22 protein-coding genes are annotated in these 26154 nt (G+C 66.9%); 7 read left to right on the forward strand and 15 right to left on the reverse strand.

Features of this window, described 5'->3' with window-relative positions; all coding sequences use genetic code 11:
- Positions 1-44: 44 nt before the first annotated feature.
- The 13 genes from ACI2KI_RS09410 to folE all read right to left on the reverse strand — a co-directional run bounded on the left by ACI2KI_RS09410 (position 45) and on the right by folE (position 13743).
- Positions 45-446: an MAPEG family protein gene (locus tag ACI2KI_RS09410; protein ID WP_400543242.1), complete on the reverse strand. Its 402-nt coding sequence runs from the start codon at positions 444-446 to the stop codon at positions 45-47.
- Entirely contained in the window at positions 443-2221 is a 1779-nt protein-coding gene (locus ACI2KI_RS09415) for a M14 family metallopeptidase (protein WP_404619513.1), read from the reverse strand. Before ACI2KI_RS09415 ends, ACI2KI_RS09410 begins: the two co-directional genes overlap by 4 nt.
- A 113-nt stretch (positions 2222-2334) precedes the next feature.
- Positions 2335-2955 (reverse strand): hypothetical protein, encoded by a 621-nt coding sequence (locus ACI2KI_RS09420; RefSeq protein WP_404619515.1) that lies wholly within the window; start codon positions 2953-2955, stop codon positions 2335-2337.
- A gap of 90 nt (positions 2956-3045) precedes the next feature.
- Positions 3046-5352: a methyl-accepting chemotaxis protein gene (locus tag ACI2KI_RS09425; protein WP_404619517.1), complete on the reverse strand. Its 2307-nt coding sequence runs from the start codon at positions 5350-5352 to the stop codon at positions 3046-3048.
- An 85-nt stretch (positions 5353-5437) separates the two neighbouring features.
- On the reverse strand, positions 5438-6967 hold the full coding sequence (locus tag ACI2KI_RS09430) for a UbiD family decarboxylase (RefSeq protein ID WP_404619519.1): 1530 nt from the start codon (positions 6965-6967) through the stop codon (positions 5438-5440).
- Between the two features lie 10 nt (positions 6968-6977).
- Positions 6978-7616 (reverse strand): Pr6Pr family membrane protein, encoded by a 639-nt coding sequence (locus ACI2KI_RS09435; protein ID WP_404619521.1) that lies wholly within the window; start codon positions 7614-7616, stop codon positions 6978-6980.
- The gene (locus ACI2KI_RS09440; RefSeq protein ID WP_390182820.1) at positions 7616-7864 is read right to left on the reverse strand and encodes a helix-turn-helix domain-containing protein; all 249 of its coding nucleotides are present in this window, start codon (positions 7862-7864) and stop codon (positions 7616-7618) included. Before ACI2KI_RS09440 ends, ACI2KI_RS09435 begins: the two co-directional genes overlap by 1 nt.
- A gap of 39 nt (positions 7865-7903) precedes the next feature.
- Positions 7904-8758 carry an aldo/keto reductase gene (locus tag ACI2KI_RS09445; RefSeq protein ID WP_404619523.1) on the reverse strand — a complete coding sequence of 285 codons (855 nt, stop codon included), beginning with the start codon at positions 8756-8758 and terminating at the stop codon, positions 7904-7906.
- A gap of 42 nt (positions 8759-8800) precedes the next feature.
- A complete protein-coding gene (locus ACI2KI_RS09450; protein WP_404619525.1) occupies positions 8801-9667 on the reverse strand; it encodes an alpha/beta fold hydrolase in 867 nt (288 codons plus the stop codon).
- A gap of 51 nt (positions 9668-9718) precedes the next feature.
- Positions 9719-10507, reverse strand: a complete 789-nt coding sequence (locus ACI2KI_RS09455) for a hypothetical protein (protein WP_404619527.1) — start codon at positions 10505-10507, stop codon at positions 9719-9721.
- Positions 10508-10517: 10 nt separating this feature from the next.
- Positions 10518-12347 (reverse strand): gamma-glutamyltransferase family protein, encoded by a 1830-nt coding sequence (locus ACI2KI_RS09460; RefSeq protein ID WP_404619529.1) that lies wholly within the window; start codon positions 12345-12347, stop codon positions 10518-10520.
- A gap of 137 nt (positions 12348-12484) precedes the next feature.
- Entirely contained in the window at positions 12485-12925 is a 441-nt protein-coding gene (locus ACI2KI_RS09465) for a biopolymer transporter ExbD (protein WP_292083928.1), read from the reverse strand.
- A gap of 200 nt (positions 12926-13125) precedes the next feature.
- Positions 13126-13743, reverse strand: coding sequence for a GTP cyclohydrolase I FolE (folE, locus tag ACI2KI_RS09470; RefSeq protein WP_313472044.1), 618 nt, complete (start codon positions 13741-13743; stop codon positions 13126-13128).
- A 127-nt stretch (positions 13744-13870) separates the two neighbouring features.
- Here folE and cysS point away from each other — a divergent pair, with 127 nt between their 5' ends.
- The 7 genes from cysS to lpxC all read left to right on the forward strand — a co-directional run bounded on the left by cysS (position 13871) and on the right by lpxC (position 25127).
- Positions 13871-15322 carry a cysteine--tRNA ligase gene (gene cysS, locus ACI2KI_RS09475; protein WP_404619531.1) on the forward strand — a complete coding sequence of 484 codons (1452 nt, stop codon included), beginning with the start codon at positions 13871-13873 and terminating at the stop codon, positions 15320-15322.
- A 122-nt stretch (positions 15323-15444) separates the two neighbouring features.
- Complete coding sequence (locus ACI2KI_RS09480; protein ID WP_404619533.1) at positions 15445-16380, forward strand: D-alanine--D-alanine ligase; 936 nt, start codon at positions 15445-15447, stop codon at positions 16378-16380.
- Positions 16368-17222 (forward strand): cell division protein FtsQ/DivIB, encoded by an 855-nt coding sequence (locus ACI2KI_RS09485; protein WP_404619535.1) that lies wholly within the window; start codon positions 16368-16370, stop codon positions 17220-17222. Before ACI2KI_RS09480 ends, ACI2KI_RS09485 begins: the two co-directional genes overlap by 13 nt.
- Positions 17223-17247: 25 nt before the next feature.
- Positions 17248-18573 carry a cell division protein FtsA gene (gene ftsA, locus ACI2KI_RS09490; RefSeq protein WP_105563928.1) on the forward strand — a complete coding sequence of 442 codons (1326 nt, stop codon included), beginning with the start codon at positions 17248-17250 and terminating at the stop codon, positions 18571-18573.
- A gap of 408 nt (positions 18574-18981) precedes the next feature.
- The gene (locus tag ACI2KI_RS09495; protein ID WP_404619537.1) at positions 18982-22212 is read left to right on the forward strand and encodes a TonB-dependent receptor domain-containing protein; all 3231 of its coding nucleotides are present in this window, start codon (positions 18982-18984) and stop codon (positions 22210-22212) included.
- A 258-nt stretch (positions 22213-22470) separates the two neighbouring features.
- Positions 22471-24039: a cell division protein FtsZ gene (gene ftsZ, locus ACI2KI_RS09500; RefSeq protein WP_404619539.1), complete on the forward strand. Its 1569-nt coding sequence runs from the start codon at positions 22471-22473 to the stop codon at positions 24037-24039.
- Between the two features lie 188 nt (positions 24040-24227).
- A complete protein-coding gene (lpxC, locus tag ACI2KI_RS09505) occupies positions 24228-25127 on the forward strand; it encodes a UDP-3-O-acyl-N-acetylglucosamine deacetylase (RefSeq protein WP_404619541.1) in 900 nt (299 codons plus the stop codon).
- Here the strand turns inward: lpxC and ACI2KI_RS09510 are convergent, their stop codons facing one another.
- Entirely contained in the window at positions 25128-25898 is a 771-nt protein-coding gene (locus ACI2KI_RS09510; RefSeq protein ID WP_404619543.1) for a polyphenol oxidase family protein, read from the reverse strand.
- Positions 25895-26140, reverse strand: a complete 246-nt coding sequence (locus tag ACI2KI_RS09515) for a helix-hairpin-helix domain-containing protein (protein ID WP_390182833.1) — start codon at positions 26138-26140, stop codon at positions 25895-25897. Before ACI2KI_RS09515 ends, ACI2KI_RS09510 begins: the two co-directional genes overlap by 4 nt.
- Positions 26141-26154 lie beyond the last annotated feature (14 nt).

Genomic DNA, 26154 nt, shown 5'->3' on the forward strand with positions numbered 1-26154 from the left:
GATATGGCGGACCCGCCGCTGTATCGCAACCGGCCTGCCGCGCTTCAGAGGATCGACCAGCCGATCAGGCTGACCGCCGCCACCAGCAGGGCCAGCCAGGTCAGGATCATGCCGACCGAGCGGCCCAGCGACGGCCCTTGCTGGAACAGCAGGCCCAGGGCGTGGATCACCCGGCCCGCGAACAGGGTCCCACCGACCGCATGAATCAGCAGGGCCGGCGCGCCCAGGAAGGCCAGCAGGATCAGGCCGCACATCCCCGCGGGGATGTACTCGGCCGCGTTGGCGAAGGCGCGGGTGGCGCAGACCAGTTCACGCTCGCCGCCGTCGCCGAACTCGACCATGTGCTTGCGGCGCCGGTTCACCACCACGCCCGACAGGCCGAACATCAGCAGGATCAGCAGCCCGCCCCACAGGGCCGCCGCCTGAATGGTCGGGATCAGGCTCAATGTTCGCGCCCCACAGGATAGAGGCGGAAGCGCTGATCATAGAAGGGCGTGCGCTCGTAGAACCAGGCCAGACGCGCGTCGCCGTCGGCGGCGAAGGCGGGCTCGGCCGCCAGCTTGGCCTCGAACTCGGCCTTGAGCGCCGGATCGACCGCCAGCATCTTCTCCGCCAGGGGCGCGATGGCGTAGGCCTCGATGTATTCGACGCGGTTCAGCACCTCGGGGAACATGCCCCAGGCGAAGAAGCTCTCGGACGACTGCGGCTCGAGCAGCAGGATGGCGACATCGCCCATCGGCTGATCGGTCGGCACGCGCACCGAGCCGACGGGGAAGGTCCAGTCTTTGGCCTCAGGGCGGACCTCGCCGACCGTGATCGGCACGTGACCTTCATTGGTGCGGGCCGAGACCTTGGGGTCGACCAGACGCAGCATGTCGACGGCGACCGTGCGCGGGGCGGACAGGGTCTCCATCTGCACGCCGTGCGTCTTCAGCCGCTCGATGATGTCGGCGCGATAGGACGGCACCCAGTAGGCGGTCGGGCGCTTCAGCGTCAGCGTCGGGCGCGATCCGAAGTAGGGCACCTGCCACAGCTCCGGGTCCGGCTGGCCCAGCCAGCGCAGTTCGGGACGGCCCGAGGCGACGCTGTCATAGGTGTCGTAGAGGATGCCCTTGAACGGACGGGTGCGGATCGGCTGCTCGTCGCCGACGAAGTTGGCGGGCAGTTCGGCGGGACGCAGGGCGCGGTCGGCGCTGATGGCGGCGCGCAGGGTCTGCGACTTGTCGGCCAGCAGCTTCAGCGCTTCTTCCAGGAAGACATAGGTGCCCAGCACCCGCTGCTCGTGCGGTTTCAGGCTGTGATTCTCGATCAGGATGGTCGGGACGTGGGCCGCCGAGCCCCAGCCGTTGGAGTAGCGTTCGCCCAGACCGCCGTCGTTCATGCCCTTCTTCGGGTCGCGGTCGTCGATGGCGAAGACCAGTTCGCCGGGGATGTGGCCCTGGGCTTCCAGAGCGGCGTTCATCTCGGGCTTGAAGGCGTCGTCCAGCCATTTGGCGATGGCGGGGCTGCGGCTCCAGACGCCGTCCTCGCCGTTGTAGCCGTAGGTGACGTCGTACTGATAATCGATGCCGTCGGTTACGTGGATGTCGACGTAGAGGTCGGGCTGATACTTGTGGATCAGGCCCATGACGGCCTGCATCTCGGCCTGATCCAGCTTCATGAAGTCGCGGTTCAGGTTCTGGTTGGTCGCCGTGTGGCGCCAGCCCTGATTGCGCGGCCCGCGCTGGTTGGGCCGCGAATAGGGGCCGGTGCGCTCATGCCCGTCCACGCTCAGGATCGGGATCAGGATCAGGTTGGCGCGGTCCAGCAGGCCGTCCTTGCCGTAAAAGGCCATGTCGCGCAGCAGCATCATGCCCGCGTCCTTGCCGTCGATCTCGCCCGGATGGATGCTGGCCTGGGCCAGCAGGACGGGCTTGGACGGGTCCAGCGTGGCGCCGTCCTTGGACGCGATCACCGCATAGAGGGGGCGGCCCTCAGGCGATGTGCCGAACTGCTCGATGCGGATCAGGTCGCTGGCCGCATCCAGCCGGTCGAACCAGGCGCGGGTGTCGGCGTAGGAGGGCGAGAAGTCATGCGCCGCGTCGGCCTCGAAGGCCGTGACCCAGGGATCCGAGGCGTCGCGCAGCAGGGCCCTGGAGGCGCCGTTCCAAGCGGGGGCGGGCGGCAGGAAGGCCTGATCCCAGGGGGCGACGTTGGGAACGGAAGTCGGGGTCTGGGACATGGCGGGGCTCACGCAGGCGACAAGGGCGGCTACGGCCGCCGCAACGAAGTAATCAGGGCGCATGGCTCTTCGTGGGCTGATCGTCATCGTCTGGCAAGTCTCCGGCAATGTTCTCAGCCTGCGCCGAAGACGGGGCCCCAGGCCGCCAGCGCCGCCGCCGACCGGGCCATCTGCCACAGGCTGTAGAGAAGGACGACGGCTAGAGCCCCGATCGCCACGCACCGCCAGGGCGCGAAGGCCGCCGTCGCCGTCCCCACCACGAAGACGGTCACACCGGCCCACAGGGAAAACGAACTGGCCACCTTGGCGAAGCCGGGATCAACCTGACCCAAGACGATGACCATGACCGCAACGATCAGATTGGCGCCCATGATGCAACCGAACGCCAGCTTGCGATGGGCCCAGAAGTGGGCGTCCAGATCGACCCGCTCATGCGCGCCCTCGGCCGAGACGCGGGGGAAGGTGACGCTGGCCGCCACATAGAAGGTCGCGGCGATGCTCAGGCTGACCAGCAGCAGGAAGGTGTTGAACGGCGCCCCGCGAAAGATCACCCAGGCCTGGTTCCAGAAGGTGGCGATGTCGATGGCCACGAACAGGGCAAGCGCCGGAGTCAGCCAGCCGAAGCGAATGCGTTCGCGTTCGTGCAGCACTCGCGCGAAGCCGCCGACCAGTTCGGCCACCGACAGACCCAGCAACAGGCCGTAGAAGCTGAAGAAGAACTCGAACGCGCTCAAGACGGCCCCCCGACAATGGCGGCGATCAAGCTAGACGGTTCCCCGCCGCAGCGCCAGACGGCGCCAGTCGGCGGCGGGGATGGCCGGGTGTCAGAACTCTTCCCAGTTGTCGGTCGAGGCCGCGGGAACGGCCGACAGGCCGCGTCCTCCCACGGTTTTCAGGGCGGTGACAGTGCGGGGCGCGGACGCCGGACGCGCCGCCGGGGCGGTTTCAGCGCGGATGCGGAAGCGGCCCATCAGGTCGGCCAGGCTGGTGGTTTCCTGCGCCAGCGAATGCGAGGCGGCGGTGGATTCCTCGACCATGGCGGCGTTTTGCTGGGTCATCTGATCCATCTGGTTCACCGCCACATTGATCTCGCCCAAGCCGGTCGCCTGTTCCCGCGCGGAGGCGGCGATATCGGCGACCAGACCGCTGATCTGGGCCACCTCGTCGATGATGCGGGTCAGGGCCTGACCGGTGTCGTCGACCAGCCGGACGCCCTGGTTGACCCGCTCGGTGCTGGAGCCGATCAAGGCCTTGATCTCCTTGGCGGCCTCGGCCGAGCGCTGGGCCAGAGCCCGGACCTCCGAGGCCACCACGGCGAAGCCGCGACCCGCGTCGCCGGCGCGGGCGGCCTCGACCCCGGCGTTCAGGGCCAGAAGATTGGTCTGGAAGGCGATCTCGTCGATGACGCCGGTGATCTGGGCGATCTGCTGGGCCGAGGACTCAATCTCGCGCATGGCCGTGACCGTCTGATCGACCACGTCGCCGCTGCGACGGGCGTTCTGGCGGGTCGTCTCAACGATGTCGCGGGCGCGATCGGCGCCGTCCGACGCATGGCGGATGGTGGTCGTGACCTCTTCCAGAGCGGCGGCGGTCTCTTCCAGGCTGGCCGCCTGTTGCTCGGTGCGGCGCGACAGGTCGTCGGAGGCCTGGCTGATTTCGGTGGTGGTCGAGCGGATGCCGGCGGCGCTGCCGATGATGACCGTCATCGTCTCTTCCAGCCGGCCCATGGCCAGGTTGAAGTCGTCGCGCAGTTTGCGATAGTCCTCGGGGAAGGCGGCCTCCAGACGATAGGTCAGGTTGCCGTCCGACAGTTGCGACAGGCCCTCGCCCACCGAGGCGACGACGAGGCGCTGCTCCTCTTCGGCCGCCCGGCGGACGGCGTCGTTGCGCCGGCGTTCGGCCTCGGCGGCGATGCGGCTCTGTTCCTGCTCGGCCCTCAGGCGCTCGGTGTCGGCCAGCTGATGGCGGAAGCCCTCCAGGGCGCGGGCGATGCCGCCGACCTCGTCGGCGCTTTCGGTGCCGCGCACCGGCTCTTCATAGCGGCCGGCGTTCAGCGCCTTGACCGAGGCCGTCAGCCGCGCCAGCGGCTGGCGCACCACCTTGTCGGTGACGAAGAACAGGCTGGCCAGAACCAGGGCCAGGATGACCAGACCCCCGATCATCATGGCGACGGCCAGGCGGTCAGACGGGCCGTTGATGGCCTTGGTGGGGATGTCGGTCACCAGACCCCAGGTGGCGTTCAGGCCGGGCAGGGGGGCGGGGCTGACGCGGCGCTCGATGCGTTCGCCGGTCAGGCTGCGCATGCCGCTCAGCAGGGTCGCCTCGTTGCGGCTCAGGACGGCGCGCACGGCCTCGGCCTGATCCTCGGCATAGGGTTTGGTGCGCAGGGCGGCGTTGGGGTGCGACACCCAGGCGCCCGAGCTGGACAGCAGCATGACCTGTCCCGAACCGAGCGGCTTCATCTCGCCCAGCAGGGTCGAGAGATCATCCAGCGCCAGGTCCAGACCGGCCACGCCGATCACCTTGCCGCCCGAGACGACCGGATAGGCCACCGAGGTCATGAGCACCGACTTGCCGCCGACGTCATAGGCGTAGGGCTCGACAATGGCCGGCTTGCCGCTGTTGAAGGGCAGGGTGAAGTAGGGCTGCTCGTAGTCGTTGCCGGCGTTCAGCGGCTGCATGGTGATCACGCCGCCGTCGTTGACCCAGTAGGGCAGGAAGTTACCGGCGGCGTTCGAGCCCAGGTCGACCCGGCCCGCCAGAGAGGCGTCGCGGCCGTCAAAAGCGCCGGGCGCGGCGATGAACCAGCTGCCCAGCACCAGCGGCGTCGCGGTGGCGGCGGGCTTCATCATGGCCATGACCGTGGTGCGGTCGCGCACGCCGGATTCATGGGCCTTGCCGATCATCTCGGCCATCGATCGGGCGGTGGAGGAGGCTTCGCCGATCTTGCCGCTAACGTTGGCCACGGCGCCGTCGCTCAGAGCCTGAGCGTAGTCGTGCGACAGACCACGCGCAACGGTTCGCGTGTTGTGCGAGACGGCGAAGGCCGCGCAAAGCAGCAGGACGCCCGTGACGGCGCCGCCCGCCGTCAGCATTTTACCAGCGACAGTCAGTTTCTTGAAAGCAAGCATGGTCTCTCCCCGATCCTCACCGGCTTAACGGCGAGAGGATTAAGGAGAGCCTATCGCGACTGGAGTTCGGCGATCGCTGTCGGCGCTATTTCCAGATCGGCGTCTTGTCGCCCGGCAATCCGAGGCTGTCCCAGATGTCGTTGACCCGCTCGATCACGGTCGCGTCCATGCGGATTTCCTCGCCCCATTCGCGCTTGGTCTCGGGCTCCCACTTGTCGGTGGCGTCCAGACCGATCTTGGAGCCCAGGCCACTCTCGGGGCTGGCGAAGTCCAGATAGTCGATCGGGGTGTTCTCGATGACGGTGATGTCGCGCGCCGGGTCCATCTTGGTCGAGACGGCCCACATGACGTCCTTCCAGTCGCGGGCGTTGATGTCGTCGTCCACGACGATGATCCACTTGGTGTACATGAACTGCCGCAGATAGCTCCAGCAGCCCATCATCACCCGCTTGGCGTGGCCGGGATAGGCCTTCTTCATCGACACCACGGCGATGCGATAGCTGCACCCCTCGGGCGGCAGCCAGAAGTCGGTGATCTCGGGAAACTGCTGGCGGATCAGGGGGATGAAGACCTCGTTCAGGGCCTCGCCCAGCACGGACGGCTCATCCGGCGGGCGCCCGGTGAAGGTGGTCAGATAGATCGGGTCTTTGCGCATGGTGATCGCCGTCACCTGGAAGACCGGGAACTTCTCGACCGAGTTGTAGTAGCCGGTGTGGTCGCCGTAGGGGCCTTCGTCCTCGAACTCGTCAAGCAGGACATGGCCTTCCAGCACGATCTCGGCCTGGGCCGGCACCATCAGCGGCACGGTCTTGCAGGCGACCAGCTCGGCCTTTGAGCCGCGCATCAGGCCCGCGAACTGATACTCCGACAGGGTCTCCGGCACCGGGGTCACGGCGGCCAGGATGGTGCCGGGATCGGCGCCGAGCACCACGGCGCAGGGCAGGGGCTCGCGCTTGCCCGCCTTCTTGTGCCGGGCATAGTGCTGGGCCCCGCCGCGATGGGCCAGCCAGCGCATGATGGCCTTGTCCTTGCCCAGGACCTGCATCCGATAGATGCCCAGGTTGAAGTCGTCCTCGCGGTCGTCCGACGGCCCCTTGGTCACGACCAGACCCCAGGTGATGAGCGGCGCCGGCTCGCCGGGCCAGCAGCCCTGGATCGGCAGGCTGGTCAGGTCGATCTGATCGCCCTTCAGCACCACCTCCTGCACCGGGGCCCTCTTCACCGTCTTGGGCCGCATGGACATGACGGTCTGCGCCAAGGGCAGCATCTCCATGGCGTCCGAGAAGCCGCGCGGCGGCGTCGGATTGCGAAGGAAGGCCAGCAGTTCGCCGACCTCGCGCAGTTCGCCCGCCGTGGTGCGTTGCTTGCCCTCCAGCGTCACGCCCATGGCGACCCGCTTCACCGTGCCGAACAGGTTGGCCAGGCAGGGAATAGGGCTGATCGAGCCGTCCGGCATGACCGGCTTTTCAAACAGGACCGCCGGGCCGCCGTTCCTCAGCAGCCGGGTCTGGATCTCGGTCATCTCCAGATGGGTGGAGACGGGCTCCGACACGCGAACCAGTTCGCCATCGGCTTCTAGGGTCGCGATGAAATCGCGCAGGGACTTGTAGGCCATGCGCTGAGGCTTAGGCGGACGCGAGCCGTCTGTCACGCCGTCCGAAGGTGCGATCGATCGCCACGACGATCAGGCCCACGATCAGGAAGAAGACCAGCAGGCCCGCGAAATAGACTGCGGTCCTGCCCAGCCCCAGTCGATCCACGTCCACGAACCAGTAGGGCCACCAGCCGCTCAGCTTGCCGTGAAGCAGGGTCCAGCCGCCATAGATCAGCACCACGACCAGCCACCGGGCCGGATCGACCCAGCGCAGCCGTCCCTTGGGCGTGAAGACCAGCCAGTCGACGGCGAAGGCGATCGGCATGACGTAATGCAGCAGGTTGTTGGCGACCAGCGACCACCCCTGCGGGTTCCAGATCGGGGCCAGCAGGAAGTGATAAACCACCCCGACCACGACGATATACATGGTCACGGCGGCCCGGACGCTCTCGCTGAGCGACCAGCGTCCCAGCCGGCTGTTCGGCGCCACGGCCGGCGCCGTCAGGGCCAGGGCCACCAGAATGTTCGACAGGATGGTGAAGTAGCTGAAGAAGTTGAGCGTCAGCTCGCCCGCGCCGGTCTGCGGATTGCCCTTCAGCATCAGCCCGTATTGCAGGCCCAGGGCGAACCAGCCGAGAGCGGCGAAGATCGCGCGGTAAAGGCGGGCCATCAGTAGCCCGGCACGTCTGACACCAGTGCCCACACCGGCAGGCGAAGGGCGCGGGTGGCGGCGTCGATGCCGGCGGAATCCAGATGTTCGCGCCCCGCTTCGATGCGGCGCAGGGCCTCGGGCGTCAGGTCGAGGGCGGCGGCCAGATCGTCCGGCGACACCCCCCTCTGGTCGCGCCAGCGCCGGATGCGGGCGCCGACGACGGCGTCCATCGGATCAATCCCCGGAAAGCCCAGAACCGAACCCATGGCGTCCTCCCGACGCGCGCGTCCTGCGACGCTGCTTATTCAGGCATCCTGATCCCATTGGAAGGCCGCGTCCAGCCAGTCACCCAGACGGCCATCGGGACGGGCCAGGGCGCTGATGCGCGCCATCTCGTCCGCCGACAGTTCGAAGTCGAAGATGTCGAAGCTCTCGCGGGCGCGTTCGACCTTGGTGGTGCGCGGAATGGCGATCACGCCCTGCTGGATGAGCCAGCGCAGCGTGACCTGGCCGTTGGTCTTGCCGTGAGCCTTGGCGATCTCGCCGATCACGGCGTCGTCGGCAATCTTGCCCTGGGCCAGCGGCGACCATGCTGTGATGGACGAGCCCAGTTCGCGCGCGGTCTCGATCAGGGTCTTTTGCGACAGGTAGGGGTGATACTCGACCTGATCGGTCACCAGCGGCGCCTTCGACAGGGCCGCCGCTTCGCGGAACTGGGCCGAGGGGAAGTTCGACAGACCGATATGCCTGGTGAAACCCTTTTCCTGGGCCTCGTTCAGGGCGTCGATCGTCTCCTTGAGCGAGGGCGTCGGCTTGGGCCAGTGCAGCAGCAGCAGGTCGGGCGTCAGGCCCAGGCTGATCGCAGACTCTTCGGCCTGACGCAGCAGGGCGTCGCGATGGAAGTGCTCGACCCAGATCTTGGTGGTGACGAAGATGTCGTCCCGGGCCACGATCCCCTCGGTCACGGCGTCGGCGATGCCGTCGCCCACCGCCTTCTCGTTCTTGTAGATCCAGGCCGTGTCGATGTGGCGATAGCCGATGCGCAGGGCCTCCAGCACCATGCGCCGGGCGTCGTCGGCTTCCAGCTGCCAGGTGCCGAAACCGAGAAGCGGAATCTCCACGCCCGAGGCGATGACGGTCGGCTGATCGGAATAGGGCATGGGAGGCTCCGGCATTAAGGAGCGCTCGATATAGGCGCTCGATCAGGCCTCGCCATTGTCCAGCCAGTGGAAAATCTGATCCCACAAGGGCTCCATCCCTTTGCGGAAGGCCCCTTCATGGCCGATGCGCCGCGCGCCGAAGTCGTCGGGGGCGTGGACACTGATCTCGGACGGGGCCTTGGGGTAAACCGTCAGCAGGTCGCGCGCGGTGTTCGGCGTGGCGATGGGGTCGTCGGTGAAGATCCAGGATCGGATGGGCGCGGTCACCGCCTCGTAATGATGGGGCCGCAAGCTCGTTTCCAGCTCGCGCGAGAAGTATGCCCGCTTCAGGCACCAGCGCCGCCAGGTGGTGAAGACGCCGCGCGGCAGGTCGGTCCCGCCCCACAGGCCGCCGCCCTTGATATAGCCGTGCCGCATCAGGCTGAACGGGCCGAAGCCCAGCCAGAAGAAGAGCTCCAGCGGATTGTAGCTGCGGTGGTGCCCGCCCCACCATCCGGTGCCGACCGAGACGAAGGCGTGGCGGTCGATCCGGTCCTGATTGGCCATGAAGCCCAGGAAATGCCCGCCGACGCTGTGGCCGACATGGACGACGCGCAGGCCCGGCGCCGCCGCGATCAGGGCGTCCAGGGCGGCGGGCATGTCCAGCCGGCCCCAGTCGGGGTAGTCCATCGCCATCGCCTTCAGGTCATCGGGCCGCGACCCGGCTATGCCCCGAAAATCATAGGTCAGCACCGCCGCGCCGCGCTCGGCCAGATGCCGCGCGAACCGCTCATAGAAGCCCTTGGGAAAGCCCGTCCCCGACGACACCAGCACGGCGATGCGCGGCTCCGCCGCCGACACCAGTCGCATCGACAGCGGATAACCGTCGGGGGCCGGGGCGGTGAAGTCGCGGGTCACGAGCTCGGTCATAGGGTCCGTCCTGTTTGGAAACGAACTCTAGGCGATTGACGTGGCGTCAGGTCAAGGCTTGGCGGGTTCGGATGCGGTGGTCGGGCCGAGCGCCAGGACGCCGTCGAAGGCGCCGTTGCCATAGGGCTGGATGACGACGCCCCGCGCGGCGGCGTCGTAGGTCTCCGGCAAGGGATTGGCGCCGCAGGCTTCACCTCCGCAGTTCCAGGCGCTTCCGCCCTGCGGAACGACATAGAGGCTGACGACCTCGGCCGACGGCAGGTGCATCACCGCGGGGGTCAGGTTGAAGCTATCGATTGTCTTTTTCTGCGCATGGATGTTGCCGACCAGGACCAGCATCCGGCTGTCCGGCGCCTTGCGCGCGGCGGTCGCCAGTCGATGACCCATGTCCAGGTCGTAGTAGGACTGACTGAAGCCCCCAACGCGCGGGCTGTCGGGGGCGAAGGCGACGATCTTGAGGCCTGGCGTCTCGCGCTTCATCGCCCGCAGACGCAGCAGCATGTCCAGAATGGCCACGCTGCCGCGCCCGTCGTGGTGGACGAAGGGGCCGTGCGGATAGGCGGCCAGGATCGCGCGGGCGGCCTCGTCGCTTTCGGCCGCCATGAAGGCGTCCATCATGGGCTGCATGCCTTCCGAGAATTCGAGCGCGACCGTCACCGGTCCCTTGTCCCGCGCGGCGCAGACCATGTCAGCGAAAGCGGCGGGGGTCTCGGCCGTGCCGTGCATCTCGCCGACGACGACGTAGCGGATCTCGTTCTTCCAAAGCGCTTCGACGCCGGGAACGGGCGTGCAGGCGGCGGGCGCAGCGAGGGCGGCGGCGGCCAGAAGGGCGGCGATCATGGCGTTCTCCTCAATAGGCCAGGGCGTTGCCGTCCTTGCGCATCTCGGTGGCCGCGCCGTAGGTCCAGCGGCCCTGTGCGTTTATCTGCTTCATGACGTTCTGATAGCCGCCGAAGCCGCCGTCGGGCGGGCCGAGGTCCCAGCCCATGGCGGTCAGCTGCTGCCTGGTGGCTTCGGGCACGCCGGTTTCCAGGTGCAGCTTGCCGACGCCCTCGGCGGGCTGGCCGGTCGGCTCGGACGAGCCGTAGTGCTGCCAGCGCGGGCTGTCCCCGGCCTGCTGCGGGTCGAGGCCATAGTCGACCATGTTGATGATGATCTGGGCCTGCCCCTGGGGCTGCATCCCGCCGCCCATGACGCCATAGGCCAGCCAGGGCTCCCCGTCCTTGCAGGCGAAGCCGGGAATGATGGTGTGGAAGGGTCGCTTGCCCGGCGCATAGACATTGGGATGGCCGTCGGTCAGGGCGAACAGCTCGCCCCGGTCCTGGAACATGAAGCCCAGGGTCCCGCCGTCGGGACCATCCGGCGTCAGGCCCGAACCCATGCCGCGATAGTTGGACTGGATCCAGCTGACCATCATCCCGTCCTTGTCGGCCACGCTGAAATAGGTGGTGTCGCCCTGGGTCGGGGCGTCGCCGGGGAAGACCCGATCCATGACGCGATCCGGGTTGATCAGCCTGGCGCGCTCGGCGGCGTAGGCCTTGGAGTTCAGCCAGGCGGTCGGGGCCTTGGCGAAGCGCTCGTCGGCGAAGTAGCGGGCGCGATCCTCGAAGGCCAACCGCTTGGCCTCGGCCTGGACGTGGATCGAGGCGGCGGACTGGAAGCCCATGGCCTTGAGGTCGAACTGCTCGCAGATGTTCAGGATCTGGTTGGTCGACAGGCCCTGGGTGTTCGGCCCCAGGCTATAGACCTCGACCCCGCGATAGGTGGTCATCAGCGGCTCGACCCATTCGGTGCGGTGGGCGGCCAGGTCGGCGCGGGTCATCCAGCCGCCTATGCGCTTGAAATAGCGCTCGATGTGGTCGGCGATGGCACCGTCGTAGAAGGCGTCACGCCCGCCCTCGGCGATCATGCGGTAGGTGCGGCCCAGGTCCGGGTTGGCGAAAATCTCGCCCGTCTTCAGCGTGCGGCCGTCGGGGCGGTACACCTTCTTGCGGTTGTCGTTCTCCTCGATCTGGGCGCTGGCGCGGTCGAAGCCGGCCATGTTGCGTTCCAGATACCAGGCGATGACCTCAGGCACGGGCACGCCCTGTTCGCACAGTTCGGCAACGGGAATCAGGACGTCCTTCCAAGGCAGCTTGCCGTAGCGCTGGTGCGCGCTCCACCAGGCGTCGACCGTGCCGGGCACGTTGACGGTCACGGCGCCGTACTTGGGCAGATAGCCGTCCACGGCCTTCGAGCGGGCGGTCGCCAGCGACAACGCGAGAGGACTATTCCCCGAACCGTTGAAGCCGACGACCTTCTTCTGGGCCGGGTCCCACATCAGGCCAAAGGCGTCGCCGCCGATGCCGTTGGCGGTCGGCTCCAGGAAGCCCAAGGCGGCGTTGATGGCGATGGCGGCGTCGATGGCCGAGCCGCCGCGCCTCAGGGTGTCCAGTCCGATCAGGGTGGCGGCGGGGTGGGCCGTGGCGGCGGCGCCGTTGGCGCCCCAGACGGTCGAGCGGCCGACGAATTTCGGCCCTGTCACCCGGTCGCCGATGCCGACGCCGGCGTAGGGATCGGCGGGGCGAGACGAGGCGGGGGCTGCGGTGGCGGGCGCCGGCGTCGTCTGGGCGGCGACCGAGCCGGCTCCGGCCAGAAGGGCGCCCGCAGGCAAACTGGACAGGAAGGTGCGGCGACGCATGGCGGATTCCCCCGAAAACTGACGGTCTGCATCAAGGACCGGCATTGTCTCGGGGGCAAGCGGGGATGGCGTTCAGGCCAAGAAAAAGGGCCGCTCCCGGAGGAGCGGCCCTGATTCATTGAGAGCGGAGCTAAGTCCTACTCGATGTCTTCGTTCAGCAGACCGACCTTGTAGAAGCCGTTTTCCTGAAGCTTGTTCATGACTTCCATGAACTGGTTGTACTTCACTTCCGGCTGGGCGCGGACGAAGACGCGCTCTTCGCGGCAGTCCGTCGTGACGTTCTGCGCGGCGCAGACGTCGGCCGGGAGGGTGGCGACCGAGGTTTCTTTCTCGGCGATGTAGATGCTGCCCGACTCCTGGATCGTGACGTACACGGGTTCCTTGGGCTTTTCATTGGTTTCGCTGGGGACCGCCGGCGGCAGGTCCAGCTTGATCGACACGGTGGCCAGCGGCGCGGCGACCATGAAGATGATCAGCAGCACCAGCATGATGTCGACGAACGGCGTGACGTTGATGTCAGCGTTCTGTTCGATCGTTTTGCCACCCTGGCCCGCGGGACCGGAAAGTTTAGAGCCCATACGCCGTCGTCTCCATCACAGCTCGCATTCTCCGGCGAGCAGCACTCAAAGGTATGGATCGTCTCTTGGCGTCCCGCGCCGGGCTTGTAAAGCCGTCTTGCGTGACGAATTCGCGTCAAAGGGCAATAAGATTGCCAAATCGGTCGTTTCGCAGGTGCGAGACGACCGGATCAAACCCCTTGCGACTCAGCCTCTTGTCCTCAGCCCCTGGCCAGCTTGAGGAAGCGGTCGGCCAGGGCCGGGTCGTCCTTGAAAGCGCCGGTGAAGCGGGTGGTGATGGTGGTGACGTGGCGGTGATGAACGCCGCGCGTGGTCATGCACTGGTGCGCCGCATCGACCAGGACGGCCACGCCGCGCGGCTGCAGGTGCGATTCGATGGCCTCGATGATGTCGTTGGTCAGGGTCTCCTGGTTCTGCAGGCGACGGGCGAAGATCTCGACCACGCGCGCCAGCTTGGAGATGCCCACGACCTTCTCGCCCGGCAGGTAGGCGACATAGGCCTTGCCGAGGAAGGGGGCCATGTGGTGCTCGCAGTGGCTCTCGATCTCGATGTCGCGCAGGATGACCATGTCGTCATAGCCGGTCACGTCCTCGAAGGTGCGCGACAACTCCTTGCCCGCATCGGCGTCGTAACCGTCGAACCATTCGCCATAGGCGTCGACCACCCGCTTGGGCGTGTCGATCAGGCCGGGGCGCGAGGGATCGTCGCCCGCCCAGGCGATCAGGGTGCGCACGGCCTCCAGCGCCTGTTCGCGGCTGGGGCGCACGACGGCGGTCTCTTCGGTGACGAGGACGGGCTTGGCGGGCGAAGTGCTCATGAACTGATCCAGAGGGGCGGGGAGACCGCCAAGGCTACCTTTTACCAATCAAGTATGACTGTGTATCAGGCCGCTATATGGGACACGTCGTCCGTCCCGCAAGAAAACTCGCAAAAGACTGTCACCCATGCCGTTGCACATCCACGACACCCTTCGCCGTGAAAAGCGCGCCTTCACGCCGCGCGATCCGAACCGGGTGACGCTCTATGTCTGCGGCCCGACGGTCTATGACTACGCCCACATCGGCAATGCGCGTCCGCCGGTGGTGTTCGACGTCCTGGTGCGACTGCTGCGCCGGACCTATGGCCCGGACAAGGTCATCTACGCCCGCAACGTCACCGACGTGGATGACAAGATCAACGCCAAGGCCGCCCGCGAAGGCGTGGCCATAGGCGAGATCACGGCGCGGTACGAGGCGGCCTACCTGGCCGACATGGGCCTGCTGAACGTCAGCCCGCCGGACATCGCCCCCCACGTCACCGACTATATCGGCGCCATCACGGCCCAGATTCAGGCCATTATCGACGCCGGCAACGCCTATGCCGCCGAGGGTCATGTCCTGTTCGATGTCTCCAGCTATCCGTCCTACGGCGCGCTGTCGGGCCGCAACCTGGACGACATGATCGCCGGCGCCCGCGTCGAGGTTGCGCCTTATAAAAAGAACCCGCACGACTTCGTCCTGTGGAAGCCGTCCAAGGCGGACGAGCCGTCCTGGCCGAGCCCGTGGGGCGAAGGGCGTCCCGGCTGGCACATCGAGTGCTCGGCCATGATCGAGCAGACCCTCGGCCTGCCCATCGACATCCACGGCGGCGGCATCGACCTGGTCTTCCCGCACCACGAGAACGAGATCGCCCAGGGCGTCTGCGCCCATGGTCACGCCCACGGCGACCAGGCCCATGACGAATACGCCCGCTACTGGATGCACAACGGTTTCCTGACGGTGGACGCCGAGAAGATGTCCAAGTCGATCGGCAACGTCCTTCTGCTGCATGATCTGGTGAAGGCCATGCCGGGCGAGGTGGTGCGCTGGGCCTTGCTGAGCGCCCACTATCGTCAGCCGCTGGACTGGAACCAGACCCTGCTGGATCAGTCGCGCAAGAACCTGGACCGCCTCTACGGCGTCCTGCGCGACGCCGACGCCAGACTAGCCGATTTCGACCTCTCCGTCCTGGAAGAGGCCGAGATGGAGCTGGCCGAGAACGCCCTCGACCCGGTGCTGGACGCGCTGGAGGACGACCTCAACACGCCGGGCGCCATCGCCCAACTGTTCGGGCTGGGCAACGCCCTGCGCGACTTGCTGAACGATGCTGAGGCCGACATCAACGACGTGGCCATGGCCCGCTGGAGCCTGGTCGAAGCCGCCGGCTTGCTGGGCGTGCTGGCCCTGACGCCGGACGAATGGTTCGAGGGCGGCGATCCGGCCCTGAAGGCCGAGGTCGAGGCCCTGCTGGAGCAGCGCGCTGTCGCCCGCGCCCAAAAGAACTGGGGCGAGGCCGACCGCATCCGCGACCGGCTGAACGAACTGAACGTCGTCGTCATGGACGGCCCGCAAGGCGCGACCTGGCGGGTGAAGGGGTAGGGGAGGCGGACGACGCGCGAGGCGCAATCGCGGACCGGTGAATTCCGCATCCGCCCCGCTATCGTTTCCAACCGGTTAACCGTATTCAGGGCATAGGGGCGGGCTAGTAGTCGGATCGTCCCATGCGCGCGCCCCTGAACACTCTTCACGTCGCTGTCCTGATGGGCGGCCTGTCGTCGGAACGCGAGGTTTCGCTGTCCTCGGGGCGAGGCTGCGCCGACGCCCTGGAGGGGCAGGTCGCCAAGGTCACGCGTGTCGACGCGGGTCGCGATCTGGCCCAGGTGCTGACGGCCCTGAAACCCGACGTCGTCTTCAACGCCCTGCATGGCGAATGGGGCGAGGACGGCTGCGTCCAGGGCATCCTTGAGACCCTGCGCATTCCCTACACCCACTCAGGCGTCCTGGCCTCGGCCCTGGCCATGGACAAGGACAAGTCCAAGGCCGTGCTGCGCGCGGCGGGCGTTGTCGTCCCCGGCGGCGGCCTGTTCGACCGCAAGGCGGTGGCGGCGGACCACGTCATTCAGCCCCCCTATGTCATCAAGCCGAACGCTGAGGGCTCCTCGGTCGGCGTCTATGTCATCCAGCCGGGCGACGCGCCCTGCGCCATCGTCGGCGACGACAGCTGGACCTATGGCGACCTGGTTATGGTCGAGCCCTTCATCGCGGGCAAGGAACTGGCCGTCACGGTCCTGGGCGAGACCAGCGGCCCGCGCGCCCTGACCGTCACCGACATCACCCCGACCAAGGGTTTCTACGACTACGAGGCTAAATACGCTCCGGGCGGCTCCAAGCATGTCCTGCCCGCTGAGCTGCCGGCCCACGTCTTTGACAAGGCTTTACGTCAGTCGGAACTCGCTCATACGGCCATGGGCTGCCGCGGCGTGTCCCGGGCCGATTTTCGTTATGACGATGTTAACGACGTTCTCGTTCTTCTGGAGGTCAACACCCAGCCCGGCATGACGCCGACCTCGCTCAGTCCCGAGCAGGCGGCCTATGTCGGGATGGCGTATCGTGATCTGGTTCGGTGGATGGTGGAGGACGCCTCATGCCCGCGGTAGTGCGCGGCGGTCGGCGACAGGGTTCGACGAAGGGCAGGGGGCAGGGCTCCCGCAACGCTCCGGCCACGCCGGGCAAGGTCGCCGCCATCGGTCGGCTGGACCTGTCGCCGCGCGCCGTTCTGATCTCCATCGTGGCGGGCGTCGTGGTGCTGGGCGGGGTCCTGGCCACCGGGGCGCGGGCCGAGCGCATTTCCAACTCGGTCTCCAACCGCTTCGACAGCGTCACCTCGGGCATGGGCCTGAAGGTGAAGAAGTTGCACGTCACCGGCGCCTCGCCCGAGGCCCGCGCCGCTATCCAGCAGGCAGTCGGCGTCAGCGCCGACCAGCCCATCGTCAGCCTCGACCTCAACGCCGTGCGCGACCGGGTGCAGGCCGTGGGCTGGGTCAAGGAGGCGCGCGTGGTGCGCCTGCTGCCCGACACCCTGATCGTCGACGTCAAGGAACATGACCGTCTGGCCGTTTGGCAGACCGGCGGCCACGCCTACGTCATCGACAGCCGGGGCCAGGTCATCCAGGGCGCTGACGCCGGCCGCTATCCCAAGCTTCCGCTGGTCGTCGGCAAGGGCGCCGATCAGACCGCCGCCGAGATCCTTCCGCTGTTGGCCCAGCGCCCGCGCCTGATGGCGCGCGTTGAAGCCCTCGTCCGGGTGGACGAGCGCCGCTGGGATCTCCGCCTCAAGGACGGCGCTCTGATCCAGCTGCCTGCCGTGGATCAGGACAGCGCGCTGATCCGTCTCGACGCGCTGGACCAGCGCGAACGCCTTCTCGATCTGGGCTTCGCCCGGGTCGATCTCCGCACGCCCGAGGAGGTCGCCGTCCGGCCCTCCGAAGGCGCTGTCTGACACGACTATTCAGGATACGAGCATCATGGCCGGACGCAGCCGAGACACGAACACGGATCAAGCCAAGGGCGCCCCGCGCGCTCCGGCCGTGGCCGCGCTCGACCTGGGCCAGTCCAAGGTCGCCTGCTTCATCATGAAGCCCGAGGGCGTGCGCCACGCCGACCGCACCATCCGCGTCGCGGGCGCCAGCCACGTCCAGTCGCGCGGCGTGCGCGGCGGGGCCATTGTCAACATGGACGAGGCGGCCCAGGCCATCGGCCACGCCGTCGAGCGCGCCGAGCGCGCCGCCGGCTCGCCCGTTTCCGGCGTCATCGTCACCACGGCCATCGGCCAGATGGCCAGCCACCGGGTCCAGGCCCGCGTCTCCCTGGGCGCCCATCCGATCAGCGACGGCGATCTGGCCCGCGCCATCGGCATGGCCCTGGCCCAGATCCGCCTGCCCAACCGTCGCCCGATCCACGTCCTGCCCATCGCCTGGTCGGTGGACGGGGCGCGCGGCGTCCATGATCCGCGCTCGATGCGCGGGGGCTCGCTGGGGCTGGACCTGCTGGTCGTCTCCATGTCTGAAGGCTCCTTCGGCGCCCTCAGCCACTGCCTCGAACTGGCTCACCTTGACCTGCAAGGCGTGGCCGCCGCCCCGGTCGTCTCCTCGCTCGCCGCGCTGGAAGAGGACGAGATGGAGCTGGGCAGCGTCTGCATCGACATGGGCGGCGGCTCGACCTCGGCGGCCGTCTGGGGCGGGCGCTCCCTGCTGCATATCGAAAGCCTCAACGTCGGCGGTGATCACGTCACCGCCGACATCGCGCGCGGCCTGTCGACTTCCAAGGTCGGCGCCGAGCGCCTGAAGACCCTGCACGGCTCGGCCATGGCCAGCGCCAACGAGGACCGCGAGATGCTGGAGGCCCCGCCGCGCGGCGAGGACCCGTCCGCCGGCCCCGTCATCGTCCCGCGCGCCATGCTGAAGACCGTCATCGCCCCGCGCGTCGAGGAAACCCTCGAACTGCTGCGCGACCGGCTCAAGCACGCCGGCGTCGGCATGGACCCGGGCGCGGGCATCGTCCTGACCGGCGGGGCCAGCCAGTTGAACGGCGTGCGTGAACTGGCGGTGCGCGTCTTCGACCGCCCCGTCCGCCTGGGCAAGCCGCAACGCGCGCCTCACCTGGCCGACGCCGCCTCCGGCCCGGCCTTCTGCTCGGCCTCGGGCGTCCTGCTGCGCGCCGCCTACGGCCCGCGCGAGGCCGTCTCGGCCCGCAAGCTGATGTCCCGTCAGATCACCGCCGCCGACGCCCCCAAGGTGCACCGCGGCGGCATGGTGGCCCGCGCCGCCGGCTGGCTGCGCGACAACCTGTAGGGCCTGATTGGCTTGCAACAGCTCGGGGTTGCGGCTTTTCGGCGCAAATCGGCCGGTTGCAGTTCGCGTTGATCGCGTGAGCGACGATTAAATTGCGTCGCTCAAGGTGACCGACGGCCAGAATCCGAAAAATTTTTCCACCTCGGGCGCGTTCATTGCAAATGTTCACGCTCATCGAACGTTTTTCGGCGGTCTGTGACCTTAGTGTGTTCTGATTGTAACAGTTCTGGCGCGCAATCGCCTGATTTGGGTCGCAATCATTGTTCGCCGGGCGATTTCGATTAAACGGAGCAGTTAGGCACGTGGTCGTTCGGCGATCGCGGTGTTGTGTCATTTTCCATTTGGGGGTCCCGACTAATGCATCTGAAGCGCAATTTCCTGTTTGGGACGACTGTCCTTGCGGGTCTGATGGCGGCGTCGGCTCCGGCGTTCGCTCAATCGGCCCAGCCGGCGCAGTCGGAACAGGCTACGACGGTTGAGGAAATCGTCGTCACCGGTTCGCGTATCCGTCGCGACCCGACGACCGCTCCGACCCCGCTGATCCAGGTCAGCCGCGAGACCCTGCTGACCACGGGTCAGAACACGGTCATCGACTATCTGGCCACCATTCCGGCCCTGATGAACTCGCAGGTTCCGTCCGACACCACGGCGGGCGTCCTGAACGCCGGCGGCCTGTCGCTGCCGAACCTTCGCTCGCTGGGCTCGGGCCGCACCTTGACCCTGGTTGACGGTCGTCGCCACGTGGGTTCGCCGCAGGGCACTCTGGCTGTCGACGTCGACACCATCCCGCGCCTGCTTATCGAAAGCGTGGAAATCGTCACGGGCGGCGCCTCGTCGGTTTACGGCGCCGACGCCGTTTCCGGCGTGCTGAACTTCAAGCTGCGCAAGGACTTTGAAGGTCTGGAACTCGACGCGCGTTGGGCTCAGCTCAACGACGGCGGGCAGGACTCGGAACGCGTTTCGGTTCTGGCGGGCAAGAATTTCTTTGATGATCGTCTGAATGTCTACGGCTTCGCCGAATATGAGCGCCTGGACGAAGTCCTGGCCTCGGACATTGATTGGCTGGGAGAAGCCTGGGGCCTGGTCACGCGCGACACCGACACGGCTGCGCAGCCCTATGACGGCATCATGGATACGCAACTGTATCGTGATCGTCGCAGCCTGCAGATCATGAAGTGGGGTCAGGTTACCCTGGCTAACAACTACCAGCCCAGCGCCCTGAACAACCCGAACGTCATTCCGACCCGTCAGTGCACCACCACCTCGATCACCTCTGCTTCGTGCTTTGGCGTTGCTCCGGGCAAGACCTACGTCTTCAACGGCACCAGCGCGCGCTTGGCCGACTTCGGTAACTGGGTTCAGGTGAACGGCGTCAACCGCGTGACGAATGTCGGCGGCGACGGCGAGAACCCCAACACGACCTTCAACGTCGATTCCACCCTGCCGCAGTCCGAGAACGCTCGCTTCCAGGTCGGTGCGAACTTCAAGATCACGCCCAACATCAACCTGTATGCTGAGGCCAAGTACGTCGACGAGACGACGAACCTGGCCACGGGCAACTCGTTCGGCGACATCTATATTTCGGACACGCTGAACGCCAACAACTCGATGCAGATCCTCAGCACGTCGGCCTATACGACGCGCACGGACAACGCCTTCCTGCCGGCTGAACTGGCCGCCGCCATCCGCAACAACCGCGCGACCACCTACGGCGCCGCCAGCGCGACGGCTCCTGGTGCGGTCACCGGCGATACGGCTGCTCCGTTCGCTCGTTACTCCGCCTGGCTGCTGGACCGCCCGCAGACCAACGAGAAGCAACTGCAGCGCTACGTTCTGGGTCTGAACGGCAACGCCGGCGATGTCAGCTTCGTCAAGAACCTGGACTGGGACATCGGCTACACCTACGGCCGTATGGACAACCTGAACGTCGAGCGCGGTCTGGACATCGAGCGCTTCTCGTACGCCATGGACGCCGTGCGCGACACGGCGGGCGTGCTCGGCCAAGCCGGCGCCATCGTCTGCCGCGTGCAGCTGCTGACTGCAAACGGCGGCACTGTGACCAACCGCAACCCGAACATCGGCGGCACGCTGAACGCCAACTCGGACGTGGTGAAGAACTGTAAGCCGCTGAACGTCTTCGGCGCCGGCAACCAGAGCGCTGAAGGCCTTAACTACGTCCGCGCTCAACTGCAGATCGAGCAGGTCAACGAGCAGCACGACGCCGTGGCTTCGGTCTCGGGTCAGCTGTGGGACTTCTGGGGCGCCGGCCGTATCGGCCTGGCCCTGGGTGCCGAGTACCGCAAGGAGTACACGGAAGGACTGGGCCGTAGCCGCTCGTTGGGCACCACCTACGCCCAGCTGAACGGCGGCGCCGACTTCATGCCGGCCGAGTATGAGACGAAGGAAGCCTTCGCGGAGCTCTCGATCCCGCTGATGCGCGACTCCTTCCTGGGCGACTATGCTGAACTGAGCGCCAGCTATCGCTACAGCGACTTCTCGACCTTCGGCGAAAGCGACGTCTATGGCGTGAACCTGGTCTATCGTCCGATCCCGGACATCGCCTTCAAGACCAGCTTCAACACCTCGGTTCGTGCGCCGACCCTGTCGGAAACGAACTCGCCGTTCACGCAGACCTTCCTGAACTTCAACGATCCCTGCGCCACCCTGGCTATCCAGAACATGGCGGACCGTGAGAAGGCGGCCAACCGCGTCGTCAACTGCGCGGCCCTGGCGCAGCAGTTCGGCCTGACGTTCAACTTCACGGACCCGACGGCGGCCAACGCCTATCGTCCGGACTATGGTTCGAGCGTCGCGGGCAAGAACGGCGGCAACCCGTTCCTGAAGCCGGAAGAGTCGGAATCCTTCACCTTCTCGACGGTTCTGAAGCCGCGCTTCATCCCGAACTTCTCGCTGGTGCTCGACTACTACGAGATCCAGATCGACAATGTGATCGCCGCTGTGACCGCCCAGGTCGCCGCCGAAAACTGCGTCAGCGGCCCGGGCCTGAACGCCAGCGCCTGCGCCACCCTGACCCGCACCGGCGTCAACGATCCGAACACGCCGCGCGACGACCGCTTCCTGCTGATCGACTTCATCCAGAGCTCGATCAACTACGCCAAGCGTAACGTTCGTGGTCTGGACTTCACGACGAACTACACGTTCGACACGGAAGAAATGATCGGTCGCAACTGGGGTCGTTTCACCCACAGCCTGAACGGTTCGTGGCTGATCGAGCAGAAGAACTTCAACAACATCGAGAACCCGTACGACTACACGGAACTCTCGAGCAACCTGTTCTATCCGCGCGTTCGCTTCTCCTCGACCCTGACCTGGCAGACGCCGATCGAGCCCCTGCGCATCAGCTGGGTGGCCGACTGGCAAACCGCCCAGGACATCGTGCGTGAACGTGACTTCGTGCAGAACGCCGACCAGCGTGAGACGAAGTACATGGACAGCGAGAACTTCCTGCGGAACGACTTCTCGGTCCGTTACCAACTGCGCGAAGACCTGACCGTGACGGGTACGGTCCAGAACGCCTTCGACGCCGAACAGGCGCGTTGGCTGGGCGCGACCCTGTACTCGAACTTCGACCCCTATGGTCGTCGCTACTCGATCAGCCTGAACTACCGTCCCTGGTAAGTTCGGTCTGAACTGAAACGGAAGGGCGGCTCGAAAGAGCCGCCCTTTTTGTTTGCGGGTTAAACGCCGTCGCTGAAAAATGAAGGAAATCTGCGGCCAAGCTGAGGATGCGGGCTTTCAAACCTTCCGACTCATATTACCGGAGTAACACTCCGTTAACTCAAAAGGGGTTTTCCTTAACACGCTCATAACCAATGCGATTCGGCGGGGATTTCGCATTGGGGTTAACGGGCAGGGTCGGAAAGTCGGAACAAGAACATGTCTCTCTCGCTGGTGAAGCCGCAACACACGGAACTGAAGCCCCGGATCGTCGTCTTCGGCGTCGGCGGCGCGGGCGGAAACGCCGTGAACAACATGATCGACGCCGGCCTTGAAGGGGTCGAGTTCGTCGTCGCCAACACCGACGCCCAGCACCTCAGCTTCGCCAAGACCGACCGCCGCATTCAACTGGGCGAGACCATCACCCAGGGTCTCGGCGCCGGCGCCCACCCCGAAGTCGGCATGAACGCCGCCGAGGAGAGCGCTGACGAGATCCACGCGCACCTGGACGGCGCGCACATGGTCTTCATCACCTGCGGCATGGGCGGCGGCACCGGCACCGGCGCGGCCCCCGTCATCGCCAAGTGCGCCCGCGACCGGGGCATCCTGACTGTCGGCGTCGTCACCAAGCCCTTCACCTTCGAAGGCCGTCACCGCATGCGTCTGGCGGACTCGGGCGTCGCCGAGCTGCAGCGCTACGTCGACACCCTGATCGTCATCCCGAACCAGAACCTGTTCCGCGTCGCCAACGAGCGCACGACCTTCGCCGACGCCTTCGGCATGGCCGACCAGGTCCTGCACTCGGGCGTGCGCTCGATCACCGACCTGATGATTCTGCCGGGCCTGATCAACCTCGACTTCGCCGACGTCCGCGCCGTCATGTCCGAAATGGGCAAGGCGATGATGGGCACGGGCGAGGCCACGGGTGACGACCGCGCCCTGCTGGCGGCCCAGAACGCCATCGCCAACCCGCTGCTGGACGAGACCAGCCTCAAGGGCGCCAAGGCCGTGCTGGTGAACATCACCGGCGGTCTGGACATGACCCTGCTGGAAGTGGACGAGGCCGCCAACGCCATCGCCGCCGAAGTGGACGGTGACGCCAACATCATCTTCGGCGCCGCCTTCGATCCGGCCCTGGACGGCAAGATCCGCGTCTCGGTCGTCGCCACCGGCATGGACGAAGCCGTGATCCAGAAGATCGAGCCCCAGGGTTCGGCCTTCTCGGACCGCCGTCCGACCGCTGCCGCGCCGCGTCAGCCGGAAGTCCGCATCGACCCGGTTCGTGAGCCGGTTCGCGCGCCCGAGCCCGCTCCGGTCTATGAGGCCCCGGCCGCCCGCGCAGCGCCCGAGCCGCGCCCGGAGCCCGTCATCCACGACGCGCCCCGCAACCTGGAGCCGATCGTCGATCCCTGGGTCGAGGAGTACGAATCCGGCGCCGTTCGCGCGGAACCCGCCGCCGCCTCGCAGGGCGATCTCTACTTCGACCGTGGTCAGCAACAGCAGCCGCAAGCCCGTCCGGCCCCGCGCCGCGAAGAGCCGGTCGCTGAAGAAGAATATTACGACGACCGTGATCACCGGCGCAGCGGCTGGAGCCTGTTCGGCAAGAAGCGCCAGCAGCCGCAACAGCAGCAGTCGCAGCCGTCCTATGCGCCGTCGCCGTCGTCCAACCGCACGACCCAGCAGCTGCGCCAGTCCCAGTCGGTCCAGCCGACCCTGGACTATCAGGCCGGCCAGGCTGAGGACGACGACCTGGAAATCCCGTCCTTCCTTCGCCGCCTCGCGAACTGATCGGACGAAACCCTGATTGAAACGCCCCGGAGCCTGGCTCCGGGGCGTTTTCGTTGTTAGGGCCTGTCGTCAGACCGAAACATTTCGAAACCCATCTTTCATTTCGCGCTTGAGCCGTCGTGGTTAAACGACAGGCGAGGCGAACTCCGCACGACTGCGCGGAGCCGTGCAACACAGAGAGTTTCAGCTTGTCGGTCCGTAACGACCATCACGAACAGACCATCGTCGCTCCGGCCATCACGGCCGGCGTGGGCGTCCATACCGGCCAGCGCGTCAAGCTGGTCGTGCGTCCGGCTGCGCCCGGCGCGGGCATCGTCTTCGTGCGCACCGACATCACGGATCGCGACAACCGGATCCCCGTCTCGGGCGAGGCTGTCGTCGACGCCCGCCTGAACACCATGATCGAGAACGCGGCGGGCGTGCGCCTGTCGACCATCGAGCACCTGATGGCCGCCCTGTGCGCGCTCGGCGTCTCCAACGCCGTGATCGAGGTCGACGGCCCCGAGCTGCCGATTCTGGACGGTTCGGCACTGCAATTCGTGCAACTGCTCGACCGCGCCGGCTTCCGCCGTCAGGAAGCCCCGATCCGCTACATCGAAATCCTCAAGCCGATCCGGGTGGAGGAGGGCGACAAGTCCGCCGTCCTCAAGCCCTGCGACCGTTACGAGATGCGCTTCGAGATTGACTTCCCCACGCCGGTCATCGGCAATCAGGTGGTGGACTTCGTCGTGGACGAGGCGACCTTCCGCTCGGACATCATGGCCGCCCGCACCTTCGGCTTCGCCCATGAGGTCGAGGCTCTGCGTCAGGCCGGCCTGGCGCGCGGCGGCAGCCTGGAAAACGCCGTGGTCATCGACGGCGACGAAATCCTGAACCCTGGCGGCCTGCGCATGGAACGCGAGTTCGTGCGCCACAAGGCCCTGGACGCCATCGGCGACCTCTACGTCCTCGGCGCGCCCCTGCTGGGCCGTTACGAAGGCGTCAAGGCGGGCCACGCCCTGAACAACAAGCTGGTCCGCGCCCTGCTGGCCCAGCCCGACGCCTGGCGCGAAATCACCCGCGTCCCCGACATGGCGATGGCGGGCTAATCAGCCCAGGCTGATCGTCGAGATCAACCGCCCGAAATCCGGCTCTTCCGCCAAGAAGGCGCGACGGTTCGAGTAGAAGCGGCCTGCGTCCGCGCGCGTGTCGTCGCCGGTCCAGGCGGCGTCGCCGACCCCGGACTGCTCCAGCCGCCACAGGACAAAGCCCGGCAGATCGAACAGGCGTTTGTCCTCGGCGGGGCCGGGGGCGAAGAAGCGTTCGCTACCGGGGTCATGGCGGGCGAAGCGCTCTTGATAGTCAGCGCCGACTTCATAGCTGGCCTGGGCGATGCAGGGGCCGACGATGGCGACCATGCGCTCAGGCCGGGCGCCGAGGGCCTCCATGGCGGCCACCGTCGAGTGGATGATCCCGCCCAGCGCGCCCTTCCAGCCCGCGTGGGCCGCGCCGACCACGCCCGCCTCGGCGTCGGCGAACAGTACGGGTGCGCAGTCGGCGGTCAGGACGGAGGCGATCGGGCCGCGCACGGCGCTGACCACGGCGTCGCCCTCGGGCCGTTCGCCCTTCCAGCCGGCCTCGGCCACGCGGGCCACGGCGGAGTGGATCTGATAGCAGCCGCACAGGTCGTCATTCACCCCGCCCATCCACTCGGCCACGCGGCGGCGGTTCTCGGCCACGGCTGTGGGATCATCCTTGGACCCCACGCCTGCGTTCAGGCCCGCGTAGATCCCCTCGGACACGCCGCCTTGGCGGGTGAAGAAGCCGTGACGCACTCCGGCCTTGTCGAGCAGCGGGTGGGTGATGGGGTTCAGGCTCATGCGGCCTCCAGCGAGTTACGGGCGGCGTTGACGGCGGCCTCGACGGCCTTGCGGGCCTGAGGGCTGTTCTTCCAGCAGGTCGAGCCCAGGCTGACGGCGGCCCCGGCGCAGACCACGGCGGGATCGGCCTGGGCCAAACGTTCAAAGGCGCCCAGACCCTGCTCCTCGAGCCGCTCGACGACCTTGGGGCCGACGCCCTTCACGGCCAGAAGCACGGCCCGTTCCCGGTCGGAAAAACGCATCGTCACACTCCCTG

The sequence above is a fragment of the Brevundimonas sp. NPDC046655 genome, from assembly GCF_044901625.1.
Taxonomy (GTDB): domain Bacteria; phylum Pseudomonadota; class Alphaproteobacteria; order Caulobacterales; family Caulobacteraceae; genus Brevundimonas.

Bases quoted from the DNA above. Each gene is read 5' to 3' on its own strand.
- ACI2KI_RS09495 (WP_404619537.1), top strand. From the start codon at position 18,982: ATGGCGGCGTCGGCTCCGGCGTTCGCTCAATCGGCCCAGCCGGCGCAG.
- ACI2KI_RS09455 (WP_404619527.1), bottom strand. From the start codon at position 10,507: ATGATCGCCGCCCTTCTGGCCGCCGCCGCCCTCGCTGCGCCCGCCGCC.
- cysS (WP_404619531.1), top strand. From the start codon at position 13,871: ATGCCGTTGCACATCCACGACACCCTTCGCCGTGAAAAGCGCGCCTTC.
- ACI2KI_RS09430 (WP_404619519.1), bottom strand. From the start codon at position 6,967: ATGGCCTACAAGTCCCTGCGCGATTTCATCGCGACCCTAGAAGCCGAT.
- ACI2KI_RS09445 (WP_404619523.1), bottom strand. From the start codon at position 8,758: ATGCCCTATTCCGATCAGCCGACCGTCATCGCCTCGGGCGTGGAGATT.
- folE (WP_313472044.1), bottom strand. From the start codon at position 13,743: ATGAGCACTTCGCCCGCCAAGCCCGTCCTCGTCACCGAAGAGACCGCC.
- ftsZ (WP_404619539.1), top strand. From the start codon at position 22,471: ATGTCTCTCTCGCTGGTGAAGCCGCAACACACGGAACTGAAGCCCCGG.
- ACI2KI_RS09435 (WP_404619521.1), bottom strand. From the start codon at position 7,616: ATGGCCCGCCTTTACCGCGCGATCTTCGCCGCTCTCGGCTGGTTCGCC.
- ACI2KI_RS09450 (WP_404619525.1), bottom strand. From the start codon at position 9,667: ATGACCGAGCTCGTGACCCGCGACTTCACCGCCCCGGCCCCCGACGGT.
- ftsA (WP_105563928.1), top strand. From the start codon at position 17,248: ATGGCCGGACGCAGCCGAGACACGAACACGGATCAAGCCAAGGGCGCC.
- ACI2KI_RS09515 (WP_390182833.1), bottom strand. From the start codon at position 26,140: ATGCGTTTTTCCGACCGGGAACGGGCCGTGCTTCTGGCCGTGAAGGGC.
- ACI2KI_RS09425 (WP_404619517.1), bottom strand. From the start codon at position 5,352: ATGCTTGCTTTCAAGAAACTGACTGTCGCTGGTAAAATGCTGACGGCG.
- ACI2KI_RS09480 (WP_404619533.1), top strand. From the start codon at position 15,445: ATGCGCGCGCCCCTGAACACTCTTCACGTCGCTGTCCTGATGGGCGGC.
- ACI2KI_RS09440 (WP_390182820.1), bottom strand. From the start codon at position 7,864: ATGGGTTCGGTTCTGGGCTTTCCGGGGATTGATCCGATGGACGCCGTC.
- ACI2KI_RS09485 (WP_404619535.1), top strand. From the start codon at position 16,368: ATGCCCGCGGTAGTGCGCGGCGGTCGGCGACAGGGTTCGACGAAGGGC.
- ACI2KI_RS09510 (WP_404619543.1), bottom strand. From the start codon at position 25,898: ATGAGCCTGAACCCCATCACCCACCCGCTGCTCGACAAGGCCGGAGTG.
- ACI2KI_RS09465 (WP_292083928.1), bottom strand. From the start codon at position 12,925: ATGGGCTCTAAACTTTCCGGTCCCGCGGGCCAGGGTGGCAAAACGATC.
- ACI2KI_RS09460 (WP_404619529.1), bottom strand. From the start codon at position 12,347: ATGCGTCGCCGCACCTTCCTGTCCAGTTTGCCTGCGGGCGCCCTTCTG.
- ACI2KI_RS09415 (WP_404619513.1), bottom strand. From the start codon at position 2,221: ATGTCCCAGACCCCGACTTCCGTTCCCAACGTCGCCCCCTGGGATCAG.